The 11,986-nt window shown below is 71.4% G+C and carries 11 protein-coding genes; 10 read left to right on the top strand and 1 reads right to left on the bottom strand.

Features of this window, described 5'->3' with window-relative positions; all coding sequences use genetic code 11:
* Window positions 1-128 precede the first annotated feature (128 nt).
* The 6 genes from ACFO3Q_RS07640 (at window position 129) to ACFO3Q_RS07615 (ending at window position 9,280) form a co-directional block, all read left to right on the top strand.
* The gene (locus ACFO3Q_RS07640) at window positions 129-839 is read left to right on the top strand and encodes a DUF4159 domain-containing protein (RefSeq protein WP_377004055.1); all 711 of its coding nucleotides are present in this window, start codon (window positions 129-131) and stop codon (window positions 837-839) included.
* Window positions 840-903: 64 nt separating this feature from the next.
* Window positions 904-1,902, top strand: coding sequence for an AAA family ATPase (locus tag ACFO3Q_RS07635; protein WP_377004054.1), 999 nt, complete (start codon window positions 904-906; stop codon window positions 1,900-1,902).
* 149 nt (window positions 1,903-2,051) lie between these two features.
* Window positions 2,052-2,942, top strand: coding sequence for a DUF58 domain-containing protein (locus ACFO3Q_RS07630; RefSeq protein WP_377004053.1), 891 nt, complete (start codon window positions 2,052-2,054; stop codon window positions 2,940-2,942).
* A gap of 1,240 nt (window positions 2,943-4,182) precedes the next feature.
* The gene (locus tag ACFO3Q_RS07625) at window positions 4,183-5,331 is read left to right on the top strand and encodes a BatA domain-containing protein (protein ID WP_377004052.1); all 1,149 of its coding nucleotides are present in this window, start codon (window positions 4,183-4,185) and stop codon (window positions 5,329-5,331) included.
* On the top strand, window positions 5,328-7,544 hold the full coding sequence (locus tag ACFO3Q_RS07620; RefSeq protein WP_377004051.1) for a DUF4175 family protein: 2,217 nt from the start codon (window positions 5,328-5,330) through the stop codon (window positions 7,542-7,544). Before ACFO3Q_RS07625 ends, ACFO3Q_RS07620 begins: the two co-directional genes overlap by 4 nt.
* Complete coding sequence (locus tag ACFO3Q_RS07615) at window positions 7,541-9,280, top strand: carboxypeptidase regulatory-like domain-containing protein (protein WP_377004050.1); 1,740 nt, start codon at window positions 7,541-7,543, stop codon at window positions 9,278-9,280. The genes ACFO3Q_RS07620 and ACFO3Q_RS07615 overlap by 4 nt, the downstream gene beginning before the upstream one ends.
* A gap of 115 nt (window positions 9,281-9,395) precedes the next feature.
* Here ACFO3Q_RS07615 and ACFO3Q_RS07610 read toward each other — a convergent pair whose 3' ends face one another.
* Window positions 9,396-9,713, bottom strand: a complete 318-nt coding sequence (locus tag ACFO3Q_RS07610) for a hypothetical protein (RefSeq protein ID WP_377004049.1) — start codon at window positions 9,711-9,713, stop codon at window positions 9,396-9,398.
* Between ACFO3Q_RS07610 and ACFO3Q_RS07605 the strand changes: the two genes are divergently transcribed.
* The 4 genes from ACFO3Q_RS07605 to ACFO3Q_RS07590 all read left to right on the top strand — a co-directional run bounded on the left by ACFO3Q_RS07605 (window position 9,712) and on the right by ACFO3Q_RS07590 (window position 11,919).
* The gene (locus ACFO3Q_RS07605) at window positions 9,712-9,957 is read left to right on the top strand and encodes a DUF6624 domain-containing protein (RefSeq protein WP_377004048.1); all 246 of its coding nucleotides are present in this window, start codon (window positions 9,712-9,714) and stop codon (window positions 9,955-9,957) included. The two genes, ACFO3Q_RS07610 and ACFO3Q_RS07605, sit on opposite strands and share 2 nt — an antisense overlap.
* A gap of 418 nt (window positions 9,958-10,375) precedes the next feature.
* Window positions 10,376-10,726: a hypothetical protein gene (locus ACFO3Q_RS07600; RefSeq protein ID WP_377004047.1), complete on the top strand. Its 351-nt coding sequence runs from the start codon at window positions 10,376-10,378 to the stop codon at window positions 10,724-10,726.
* 77 nt (window positions 10,727-10,803) lie between these two features.
* Window positions 10,804-11,640: a DUF3825 domain-containing protein gene (locus ACFO3Q_RS07595; RefSeq protein ID WP_377004046.1), complete on the top strand. Its 837-nt coding sequence runs from the start codon at window positions 10,804-10,806 to the stop codon at window positions 11,638-11,640.
* Between the two features lie 72 nt (window positions 11,641-11,712).
* Window positions 11,713-11,919 carry a hypothetical protein gene (locus ACFO3Q_RS07590; protein WP_377004045.1) on the top strand — a complete coding sequence of 69 codons (207 nt, stop codon included), beginning with the start codon at window positions 11,713-11,715 and terminating at the stop codon, window positions 11,917-11,919.
* Window positions 11,920-11,986 lie beyond the last annotated feature (67 nt).

Genomic DNA, 11,986 nt, shown 5'->3' with positions numbered 1-11,986 from the left:
TCGCGCGCGCACCGCCCGTTCCTTCCGGATCCCCATGCCGCAGGGCGCGCATCACGATTCCAAAGCAGCGGTGGGCGCCGGCGGCATGTCCGCCGCCGGTGGCGGCACCGCGCGGGCGGGGGCCTGACATGGACCGCCGCGCCTGCCTTCGCCTGATGCTCGGTGGTGCCGCCGGCCTTGCGCTCGGGCCGCTTGCCGCCCGCGCGCAGGCCGGGGGGCAGGGCGCCTACGACTTCTGGTTCACCCGCCTGATGTACGACTCGGGCAACTGGGACGTCGATCAGCGCATGCCCTCCAATCTCATCACCACGCTGATCGACCACACCACGCTGCGGGTCGATCCGCGCGAGCGCGTGGTCGCGCTGGCGGACCCGGCGATGCTCGGCGCGCCGTTCTGCTACATGGCCGGGCACAAGCTGGTGCAGTTCACGCCCGAGGAGCGCCGCAACTTCGAGCGCTACGTGCGCAACGGCGGCTTCGTGTTCGTGGACGACTGCAACCACGACATCGACGGCCTGTTCGCCAAGTCCTTCGAGGCGCAGATGGCGGACATCTTCGGCGACGACGCGCTGAAGAAGCTGCCCAACGACCACCCGCTGTATTCCAGCTTCTTCGAGTTCGACGGGCCGCCGACCACTGCCTTCGAGCTCAACGGCTGGGGCGACGACCTGGTGCACGACTACCTCAAGGGCATCGAGATCGACGGCCGCCTGGGCGTGCTCTACAGCAACAAGGACTACGGCTGCGAGTGGGACTACGACTGGCGCAACAAGCGCTGGCTGGCCGAGGACAACACGAAGTTCGCCGTCAACATCGTGATGTACGCGCTGACCGCCTGAGCCTTCCTCCCGAACCGCGGCCGGCCTCGCCGTGCCGCACACCGAACCGCCTCACGGACCCGCAATGACCGACACCGCCAGCACCGAATCCGCCGTCCAGGCCCAGCTCGCACGGCTGGGCGAACTCCGGGCCGCCATCGCGCGCGCGGTGGTCGGCCAGGACGAGGTGGTCGAGCAGCTGCTGATCGGCCTGCTGGCCGGCGGCCACTGCCTGCTCGAAGGCGTGCCCGGCCTGGGCAAGACCCTGCTGGTGCGCTCGCTGGGCCAGGCGCTGGCGCTGGACTTCCGGCGCATCCAGTTCACGCCCGACCTGATGCCCTCCGACATCATCGGCACCGAGATCCTTGAGGAGGACCACGGCACCGGGCGGCGCGTGTTCAAGTTCCAGCGCGGGCCGGTGTTCACCAGCCTGCTGCTGGCCGACGAACTCAACCGCACGCCGCCCAAGACCCAGGCCGCGCTGCTCGAGGCCATGCAGGAACACACCGTGAGCTACGCCGGCGCGACCCACGCGCTGCCGAAGCCCTTCTTCGTGCTGGCGACGCAGAACCCCATCGAGCAGGCGGGCACCTATCCGCTGCCCGAGGCCCAGCTCGACCGCTTCCTGCTGCACGTGCGCGTGGCCTACCCGACCGAGGCGGAGGAGCGCGCGATCCTGGTGCAGACCACCGGCAGCGCGCAGGCCGCGGTGCCGGAGGTGATGGGCGCCGAGGAGGTCGTGGCGCTGCAGGCGCTGACCCGCGAGGTCCACGTCGGCGAGGATCTCGTCGCCTGGATCACGCGCCTGGTGCGCGCCACCCGTCCCGGGCCGGACGCGCCCGAGGCGGTGCGGCAATGGGTCAAGTGGGGTGCCGGCCCGCGCGCGGGACAGGCATTGATGCTTGCCTCGCGCGCCCGCGCCCTGCTGCACGGCCGCTTCGCTGCCACCCGCGAGGACGTGCAGGCGCTCGCCGGCCCGGTGCTCCGTCATCGCCTGCTGCTGTCGTTCGCGGCGGAGGCCGAGCAGAAGAGCCCGGACGACGTCGTCGCGGCCCTGCTCGGCGCGGTGCCGTTCCCGGCCTGATCCATGGGAATGCGTGCCGTCGCGGCTGAAGCCGCTCCTACACTCGCTGGCTGGCGCAGGCCTCCTGTAGGAGCGGCTTCAGCCGCGACCACCGCCCTCGGTCGCGGCATGGCGCCCGTCGTCCTCGGCCGTTCGCGGGGGCCGCGCGCTTGATCGATCTCATCCCGCCCGACCTGCGCGCCGCGCTGCCCGACCTGCGCCTGGCCCCGCGTCGGCCTGCGGTCGCCGGCGGCATCGGCCAGCACCACAGCCGCAGCCGCGGCGAGGGCCTGGAGTTCTCGCAGTACCGCGCCTACGAGCCCGGCGACGAACTGCGCCGCATCGACTGGAAGCTCTACGCCCGCTCCGACCGCTACTTCGTGCGCGAGGCCGAGCGCGACAGCCCGCTCACGCTGTGGCTGCTGGTCGACGCGTCGGCATCGATGGGCCAGGCCGACGCCGCACGCCCGGACCGGTCTCGGCTCGACGCCGCGCGCGCGCTCGCGGCCGCATGCATCGCCGTGGCGCTGCGCCAGGGCGACCGCTTCGGGCTCGCCATCGCGGGCGACGGCCGCCTCGACCTGGTGCCTGCCGCCGACGGCCCCCGCCAGCGCGACCGCTGCCACCTCGCCCTGCATGCGCTCCACGCCCGCGGCGGCTGGCCGGAGGACGCGGCGCTGCGCCCGCTGTGGGAGCGGGTGGCCGCAGGCGATCTGCTGCTCCTGCTCGGCGACCATTTCGACGAAGCCGGCGTCGCGGTGGCGGAACGCCTCGCGGCCGCACGCCGCGAGGTGTCCAGCATCCAGATCCTCACCGGCGAGGAGCGCGACTTTCCGTTCAGGGGCGGCCACCGCTTCCGCGACGTCGAAGGCGGCGCCGAGGTGCTCACCGACGCCGCCTCGGCGCGGAGCGGCTTCCTCGCCGAGTTCGCCGCCGCCCGCACCGCGCTCGCCGCCCGGCTCGCCGCCGCCGGCATCGCGCACGCGACCTGCTTCATCGACGAACCACTGGACGCACCGCTGCGGCGCCTGTTCGGCCTGCGGGGGAGGGGCGGGGAGTGAACTGGCAACTTCCATGCCTCCGCCCCCGACGCCTTCCCCCGTCTCGCGGAGCGGCGAGAAGTGAGTGGAGAGAAGCGAGGAACGAGGGTTCCACGGCCCACTCGTTTCTCACTTCTCCGCCCTCACTCCTGCTCAAAGCGCCCCCACCCCAGCCCTCCCCCGCTGCGCAGGGGAGGGGGCTGCCGGCGCTTCGTCGGCGAGGCCGACGTGCAGGCGCGGTAGGCAAGGACGAAGCGCTTCCCGCCGCACACACCCGACTCCTTCCCCCGCCTGCGGGGGAAGGCAGGGATGGGGGTGAGCGCGGAGCGGCGAGAAGTGAGTGGAGAGAAGTGAGGAGCGAGGGCTCAGTGGCCGACTCGTTTCCCACTTCTCATATCTCACTGCTGTTCAAAGCGCCCCCACCCCAACCCTCCCCCGCTGCGCGGGGGAGGGGGCTGCCCGCGCCTTGTCGGCGAGGCCGAGGTGCAGGCGCGGTAACTACGAACGAATCGCTTCCCGCCGCACGCACCCAACTCCTTCCCCCGCTTGCGGGGGAAGGCTGGGATGGGGGTGAGCGCGGAGCGGCGAGAGGCCACTGGAGAAGAGTGAGGAATGAGAGTTCCACGGCCCACTCGTTTCCCGCTTCTCCGCCCTCACTCCTGCTCAAAGCGCCCCCACCCCAGCCCTCCCCCGCTGCGCAGGGGAGGGGGCTGCCGATGCTTCGTAGGGGGAGCTGGCATGCAGGTGCGGTAACTACGAACGAAGCGCTTCCCGCCGCACGCCCCCAACTCCTTCCCCCGCCTGCGGGGGAAGGCTGGGATGGGGGTGAGCGCGCAGCGGCGAGGAGTGAGTGGAGAGAAGCGAGGAACGAGGGCACAACGGCCTACTCGTTTCCCACTTCTCTTCCCTCACTCCTGCCCAAAGCGCCCCCACCCCAGCCCTCCCCCGCTGCGCGGGGGAGGGGGCTGCCGATGCTCCGTAGGGGGAGCTGGTATGCAGGTACGGTAACTACGAACGAAGCGCTTCCCGCCGCACACACCCGACTCCTTCCCCCGCCTGCGGGGGAAGGCTGGGATGGGGGTGAGCGCGGAGCGGCGAGACGCGGGCGGAGAGAGGTGAGGAACAACGAGGGCTCGACGGCCTACTCGTTTCCCACTTCTTCGCCCTCATTCCTGCTCGAAGGTGCGCAGGGGAAGGGGCTGCCGATGCTTCGTAGGGCGCAGCGCCGCTGCGGACGCGTGTCCGCGCGCCGGGGTGGCGCATGAGTCCGACCCTGCTCGTGCCCGCCGCACTCGCAGCGCTTGCCGCGCTCGCGGTGCCGTTGCTGATCCACCTCATCCGCCGCGCGGACGAACGCGTGGTGGATTTCGCGGCGCTGCGCTGGCTGCGGGTCCGTCGGCGGCCGCAGCGCAGGGTGCTGTTCGAGGAGCGCGCGCTTCTCGTCGCGCGCCTTCTCCTCGTCGCCCTGCTGGCGCTCTTCCTGGCCGCGCCGGCACTGGTGCAGCCGCCCGGCGGCGGCGCATGGGTGCTGGTCGTGCCCGGGGCGAACCCCGCGGCGGCGCGCGGGCAGGCGATGGATGCCGAGTGGCGCTGGCTGGCGCCGGGCTTCCCGCCGCTGTCGGAGCCGCAGCCGGCCGCGCGGCAACCGGTGGCGAGCCTCCTGCGTGAGGCGGATGCCCGCCTGCCTGCGGACGCCCGCCTGACCGTCGTGGTGCCGGAGATCCTCGACGGTCTCGACGGCGCACGCCCCGCGCTTGCGCGCGAGGTGGCGTGGCACGTGGTGCCCGGTGCGCCCGCACGCGGCGAGACCGCCGGCGAGCCGCCGCGCCTCGCGGTGCGCTACCCGGCGGACCGGGCCGACAGCCTGCGCTACCTGCGTGCCGCCGCACGCGCCTGGGGTGCGGAAGGGGCGTTCGACGCGGCCCAGTCCGACGCTGTGCCCGGCGGCGACAGCGACACCCTGGTCTGGCTGCATGCGGAGGTTCCCGCCGCGGTCCGCGCATGGGCGGAGGAGGGCCGCACGCTGGTCGTCGAGGCGGATGCGGCGCTCGAAGGGGAGGGCATGCCGGTACCGGCGTGGCGCGACGCCGGCGGGGCGGTCCTCGCCGAGGAGCAGCCCTTGGGTGCCGGACGCCTGCTGCGCCTGGCGGCGCCGCTGCGGCCGGAGGCGCTTCCCGTGCTCCTCGATCCGGCGTTTCCGGGCCAGTTGCGTGCCCTGCTGCAGGCATCGCCGATGCCGGCGCGGGCGCCCGCGCCCGCCGTCGCACCGGCCCGCGCCGAGGCCGCCGTCCGGGGGCTCGGTGCGGCCGACGGTGCGCGCAGCCTGCAGCCGTGGCTGGCGTTGCTGATCGGCCTGGTCCTGCTCGTCGAGCGCCTGCTCGCGAGCCGCCGGCAGCGGTGGCGCGCATGAGCGCCGCGCTCGCCCGCCTGCACGTCCTGCGTGCGACGGCGCGTCGCCGGCGCATGGCCGCGGACGCGCTCGTCGCGCTGCCGCTCCTGCTCGGTCTCGCCGTGCTGGCATACCGGCTCGGGGGCGCGGTGGCCGCCAGCGGAGCCCTGCTCGCCGGCGTGGCCGTGGGCGTCTGGTTCGTCCGTCGCCGCGCAGCCGTCGTCGATCTCCCCTGGGTCGCGCGCCGGCTGGATGCGAGCGTGCCCGCATTGGAGGACAGCACGGCGCTGCTCCTGCACGCGCCCGGGGGCGGGCTCGCGGCACTGCAGCGGGCGCGCATCGCCGCCCGCATCGAGACGCTGGCGTTGCCGGACCTGCGCCCGGCATGGCCGCGCATCGCGCTGCTCCTCGCGTGGGCGGCCGGGGCCGTGCTGGCGGTCGCGGTCCTGCTGTGGCCGCGGGCGCCGGGCGGCATCGACGGCGAGGCGCTGCGGAGCGGCGGCGACGCGCGCGATGCCGCGACCGAAACGCGCATCCTCGCGGCCTCCATCGCCATCGCGCCGCCGGCCTACACCGGCCTGCCGACGCGCACCGAGCCCGCGCTCGACGCGAGCGCGCCGGCCGGCGCCACCCTCGACTGGCGCCTGCGCCTGGACCCGCAGCCCACCGCGGTGCACCTGGCGACCCACGAGGGCGAGCGCATCCCGCTGCGGCGCGAGGGGGGCGAGTGGCGCGGCCGCCACGTGCTCGACGCCTCGCTGCTCTATCGCGTCGAGGTGGAGGGCGCGCCGCCGGCCGACGCCAGCCTGCACCGGCTCGATGCAGTCCCGGACCAGCCGCCGCAGGTGCGCGTGATCGAGCCCGACCAGAACGTGGTGATGGCCGAGCCCGGACAGGCCACCTGGACGCTGCTGTTCGAGGCCAGCGACGACTACGGCCTCGGCGAGGCGCGCCTGCACCTGACGCTCGCCCAGGGCAGCGGCGAGAACGTCGCCTTCAGCGAGCAGGCCCGCGTGGTCGAAGGCGAGGGCGAGCCCACCCGTCGCCGCTATGCGCTGACGCTGGACCTCGCCGAACTCGGCCTCGGTGCGGGCGACGACCTGGTCGCACGCCTCGACGTGGACGACACCCGCACGCCCGAGCGCCAGACCACGCGCAGCGCCGCCGTGGTCCTGCGCTGGCCGCCGCCGCAGGGCGGCGACGCCACCGGCTTCGACGGCCTCGTGCAGCGCACGCTCCCGGCCTACTTCCGCAGCCAGCGCCAGATCATCATCGACACCGAGGCGCTGCGTGCCGAGCGCATGCGCATGCCGAACGACGAATTCGTGACGCGCTCGGACGCCATCGGCGTCGACCAGCGCCTGCTGCGCCTGCGCTACGGCCAGTTCATGGGCGAGGAGGCCGAGGGCGGAGGCGAGGGCCACGGGCACGACCACGACGACCATGCCGGACACGACCATGGCCCCGGCGAGCACCACCATCGCGCCGCGCCTGCACCGCCGCCGCGGCGGCCCGCGAACGACTCCCTGTTCGCCGATGCGGCCGCCCACGAGGACGCGCCGGCCGAGCCGGAACCCGAGGCGCCCGCACCGGCGCCCGCCTTCGGCGACGCGGGCAACGTGCTCGCCGAGTACGGGCACGTGCACGACCATGCCGAGGCCGCGACCCTGCTCGATCCGGAAACCAAGGCACTACTGCGCGAGGCACTCTCGGCGATGTGGCAGTCCGAGGGCTTCCTGCGCCAGGGCAATCCGGTCTCGGCGCTGCCGCATCAGTACCGCGCGCTGGAGTTCATCAAGAAGGTGCAGCAGTCCGACCGCATCTACCTCGCCCGCGTCGGCCTCGAGCTGCCGCCCATCGACGAGAGCCGCCGGCTCAGCGGCGACCTCGACGGCGTGACCGACCGTCCCGATCGCGTGCCCGCATCCACCGCCGGTGCGCCGGAACTGGCGGCGCTGTGGCGGGCCCTGGACGACGGTGCGCCGGCGGAGGCCGACCTCGACGCCGCCAGCCGCTGGGTGCTGGACAACCAGGAGCGCCTCGACGACCCGCTGGCCCTGGTCGCGGCCATCGACGCCGTGCAGCGCGACCCGGGCTGCGCCGCCTGCCGCGACCGCCTGCGCGCCGCGCTGTGGCCGGCCCTCCCGGTGCCCGCCGCCGGCGTGCTGCCGCGTCCGGCGCCCGACGCGGCGGGCGCGGCCTATCTCGACGCGCTGCGGGAGGATGCGCCGTGATCGCCGGCGTCAAGGTGGCGTGGCTGGTGGCGGCGCTGCTCGCGCTGGCCGTCGTGCTGGGCGCGGTGCGCGTCGCCCTGGCCGCACGGGCAAGGCGGCTGCGCGGCATGCACGCGCTGGGGATCGTCGTGCTGCAGGCGGCCGCGGCGGTCGCCCTGCACGCGGTGCTGTTCCCGCCCACCACCGCGCACGCGGGCGGCACGCTGACGGTGCTCACCACCGGCGGCGAGGCAGACGGGGCGCCCGGCGCCGCCGTGGTGGCGCTGCCCGAGGCCGCGGGCGGCGGCGAGCGCGTGCCCGATCTCGCCACCGCGCTGCGCCGGCATCCGGACACGCGCACCCTCGACGTGCGCGGCGCGGGCCTCACGCCGCGCGACCTCGACGCCGCCCGCGGCCTCGACGTGCGCTTCGAGCCGCCGCCCCTGCCGCGCGGCCTGGTGGCGCTCGACCTGCCGTCGCGCGTGGTGGTCGGCGCACGGTGGTCCCTGCGCGGGCGGGTGGAGGCCGTGCCCGGCGGCCGCGTGGAACTGCGCGACCCCTCCGGCGCGCTGGCCACGCAGGCCGCGCTGGGCGAGGACGGCGCCTTCGCACTCGATGCGGTGGCGCGCGCGCCCGGCCGCATCCTGTTCGAGCTGCGCGTGCTGGACGCGACGGGCGAACGCGTGGAGCGGATCGACGTCCCGCTCGCCGCGGAGCCGGGGCGCGCCGCGCGCGTCCTGCTGCTCTCCGGCGCGCCGAATCCCGAGCTGCGGCAACTGCGCCGCTGGGCCGCGGATGCAGGCATCGCCCTCGATTCCCGCATGCAGATCAGCCGCGACCTGCACTTCGGCGCGGCGCCGGCCTTCGAGCCCCAGGCGCTCGCGGAGGCCGATCTCCTCGTTCTGGACGAGCGGGTGTGGACCGGTTTCGACCCTGCACAGCGCCGGGCGCTGCGCGACGCGGTGGAGCAGGGCCTCGGCGTGCTGCTGTGTGCGACCGGCCCGCTGGACGACGCCGGCGCTGCCGCACTGGCGGAATTCGGCCTGCACGTGGCGCCCGAGCCGGATTCAGAAGAACCCCTGCCGGTGCGGCTCGCCGGTGCCGGCGAGGACGCACCGCTGCTGACCTCGGCCCCATTGCGCATCGAGGGCGACGCCACCGCCACGCTGCTGGCCTCGGACGGCGGCGCGCCCCTCGCGCTCTGGCGCGCGCAGGGCAGGGGCCGCATCGCCGTCAGCCGGCTCACCGACAGCTTCAGGCTGGCGCTGGAGGATGCGCCCGCCGCGCACGCCAGCCTGTGGAGCGACCTCGTCGCCGCACTGGCGCGCCCGGCGGAGGCGACGCCCATCGACACCGGCGAGGACCGCGGCGTCGGCATCCGGCGCATCCTGTGCGGCATCGGTGCCGGCGCGCAGGTGCGTGCGCCCTCCGGCACGGACACGGCGCTGGTGCCGGACGCGGGCGGCTGCGCGGCCTGGTGGCCGGCGGAGGCGGGTTGGCATCGGCTGCTCGGGGGCGGGGAGGACATCGACCTCCACGTGCGCGCGGACAGCGGCACCGGCGCACTCGATGCCGCGCGCCTGCGCACCGACACCCTCGCGCTCGCCGCCCAGCCTGCCGCCCGTGCGGCACCGGCGCAGGCCGACATCCCGCGCCCGCGCTGGCCCTTCTTCCTGCTCTGGCTCGCCCTCGCCGGCGCCCTGTGGGGACTCGAACGGCACGCGCGCCGAGGCGTCGGAAGCGCCGGGCAGGCCTGAGTTCCATGCGCATGTGCGGCTGCCGTTTGCCGAGCCCCGCCTGAGCCGCTAGCCTCCGCTCCACGGCACCGCAACGGGTGCCGGGCGTCCCGCGCCGGAAGGCAAGGACGTCACCTCAGGGGGAGGGACAGGGATGCTCCGGATCGTCGTGATCGCAATGCTTGCGTGGCCGCTCGTCACGCTCGGGCGGGACTGCGCGCCAGAGGCGCTGAAGGACGAACTCCTGCACCGCCAGGACGCCGACCAGTCCGCACGCAGGGCCGTTCTGGCCGAGCCCGGGTCGCGCGATGCGTTCGATGCGGCGCTGCGCGTCGATGCCGACAACACCGCCTACATGCGCGAGCTCCTCGCCGCCTGCGGCTGGCCCACGCGTTCGTCCGTGGGCGAAGACGCCGCCCGCGCGGCATGGCTCCTGACCCAGCACGGCGGACATGGACCCCGAGTACCAGGTGCTCGCCGCTCGGCAGATGGAGCACGCCGTGCATCGCGGAGAGGCCGACAGCCGCCGCCTCGCGCTCCTCGTCGACCGCAACCGCCGGCTCAATCATCAGCCGCAGGTCTACGGCATGCAGTCGTTCGTCGCGGGCGAGGGCGTCGTCGCCTTCTACGGCATCGTCAACCCGCGCCAGCTCGACGAACGCCGCGCCGCGATCGGATTGCCTTCGTTCTACTGCTGAGCGCGGGAAGTATCCGCGCAGAACGGAAACGCACGGATCGAATGGCCGCCGGGGGTGCTGTTCGCGTCGGTCGAATGCGCGGAAGGGGGATGACGTGCGTGATTCGGCGAACAGGCAGATGCGCGTCCAGGTCCCACCTGCGTGTCGCTCGGGGAAGGTGCTCGGCGAAGCGGCAGGAGGCCGCTCTCGACCGTGAGCGCTCCCGAAACCGCGCCCTTTAGCTCCGCATGGCTCCAACTACTGCTCGGAAGAAATACGAGCGGGATTAGGCTGCAGGATTAGGCTGCGGGAAAGGTGCAAGCTATTGATAACTAGCTAGATTCCTCTGTTGGTCGGCAGAGTTTGAATCGGTTAGGCTGCGGGACTAGGCTGCAGTTCGCAGTCGAATAGGTGTTAGCTGCTTGGGAAACGCTATCACATGTCAAACAACAGTCGACGTTACGCTGGAAAGCTGCACTACCTCGACAGCGAGGAGTATCTTGATGTCCCGGCACTCATCTTCCGAGAGTCGGAGATCAGCTTTACATTGATCTCGGTTATCGAGTTCGGGCGGTGGCAAACTCTAAGTGGCGCGGTCGCGACGTTGCAGCCTGACGGGTCGTATTTGGCGGCTAATGTCACGATGAGCAATGGCGCTCACTCGGAGCCATGGTCCATCACGCTGTGCGTGGAATTCGAGGATCCGGGTGAAGCTATTGAAATTTCCGGTCGAATATCCCGGGGATCAGAGGCCTATCTGTTCTCGGGCGAGCTGGATTCTGCTGCCTAAGCAGCTAACAATTCGTCCAAGCCGACGCCGCTTCGCGGCGCGGCTTAACTCAGGTGTTAGCCAGCAGGGGGGGAACAATGCCGGTACCCAAGGATGAGATCCAAGACGCTCTTGGTACATCTCTGACAAACGAGGTTGTTGCTCGGCTTCGTCGCACGGTGCATGTACCACGGCCACTCCTCGAGACGCTGCAGCGTTCAGCGCTATCGGAGAACTGGGGAAATGATCTTTACGTCTTAGAAAAGTACTTGGCAGTCCATTTTGCTTGGAGCATCGAGCAAGACGCGTACACAACCACCGACACACAACTGATAGTTACGGCTGGGCATCTGCAGACCAGGTACGGAACGCCGCTTTATTTGGTTCTGGAGCGCAACAATCAACCTAACAGGCAGCCGCTCTACTGCGTGCATGTCGGCTCCGATATTTCTGCACCCTCACTGCCAACACCGCCAGAATTGCCCGTGCCGTCATCCATCCCTCGCGGCGGTGAAATCGTGATGCTTCACGAGCACATCCTTCAAGACAACGCCGATCGCGTTCCTTTCCTGGAGCGGACGCCTCCCGTATCGCAAATGTGCGCGGTGTCCGGTGCAATCCAATGGTCAATTAATCGCGACCTACAGCTTCCGTATTGGTACTTTGGGCGCATGAACTACCTGGTGCCCTTGTACATGCAGAGCCGTGAGGACATTACTCTTGCTCCCGATCTAATTGCTCCGGTTCAAGTCAATCCAGAAAACATGATCGTTCGTACTGTCCTGCTTCCTCATATGCCATACGCGAACGCTCGCGTTTCTGTTAAGCGCCATGACCAGCTTCCACACTGGATGCTCAATGCTTGGAACGCATCTGCCGCAACTGTCTCTAGCAATCAAATTGACAACCCGGAGCCGGCACAGTCTGCTGGCTAACAATTCGTTCAAGCCGATGCCGCTTCGCGGCACGACTTAACTCAAGCGTTCGACGTTACTGGGGAGCAGCCAATGCGCATCAGGTATCGAAAGCCAAGCCTCAAGACAGTTCTCGGACTTACGGCGGCGAAGAAGAAGGTCAAGCGCGACCTCGGTATCTACAAGGTTACAGCAGTTCTGAATGCTTCTAAGAACGCCAAACGGCGGGCCAAGCGTGCCGTCGGCTGGGAGTCAGGGGGTGCAAAGTTGTTCCGTTTCATCACTAGACTGTTCAAGTGACAGGCGCTGCTTGGTCTCAAGAATCAAGTGCAACACTGGCAGAGAACGCTGCGACTTCCTCGGCCAT

This window comes from Coralloluteibacterium thermophilum (assembly GCF_042654365.1).
Lineage (GTDB): Bacteria > Pseudomonadota > Gammaproteobacteria > Xanthomonadales > Xanthomonadaceae > Coralloluteibacterium > Coralloluteibacterium thermophilum.
The sequence above is the reverse complement of the archived record's forward strand: the minus strand, read 5'-3'. Positions and strand labels throughout refer to the sequence as shown.

Bases quoted from the DNA above. Each gene is read 5' to 3' on its own strand.
- ACFO3Q_RS07625 (WP_377004052.1), top strand. From the start codon at position 4,183: ATGAGTCCGACCCTGCTCGTGCCCGCCGCACTCGCAGCGCTTGCCGCG.
- ACFO3Q_RS07610 (WP_377004049.1), bottom strand. From the start codon at position 9,713: ATGTCCGCCGTGCTGGGTCAGGAGCCATGCCGCGCGGGCGGCGTCTTC.
- ACFO3Q_RS07605 (WP_377004048.1), top strand. From the start codon at position 9,712: ATGGACCCCGAGTACCAGGTGCTCGCCGCTCGGCAGATGGAGCACGCC.
- ACFO3Q_RS07595 (WP_377004046.1), top strand. From the start codon at position 10,804: ATGCCGGTACCCAAGGATGAGATCCAAGACGCTCTTGGTACATCTCTG.
- ACFO3Q_RS07620 (WP_377004051.1), top strand. From the start codon at position 5,328: ATGAGCGCCGCGCTCGCCCGCCTGCACGTCCTGCGTGCGACGGCGCGT.
- ACFO3Q_RS07600 (WP_377004047.1), top strand. From the start codon at position 10,376: ATGTCAAACAACAGTCGACGTTACGCTGGAAAGCTGCACTACCTCGAC.
- ACFO3Q_RS07640 (WP_377004055.1), top strand. From the start codon at position 129: ATGGACCGCCGCGCCTGCCTTCGCCTGATGCTCGGTGGTGCCGCCGGC.
- ACFO3Q_RS07635 (WP_377004054.1), top strand. From the start codon at position 904: ATGACCGACACCGCCAGCACCGAATCCGCCGTCCAGGCCCAGCTCGCA.
- ACFO3Q_RS07590 (WP_377004045.1), top strand. From the start codon at position 11,713: ATGCGCATCAGGTATCGAAAGCCAAGCCTCAAGACAGTTCTCGGACTT.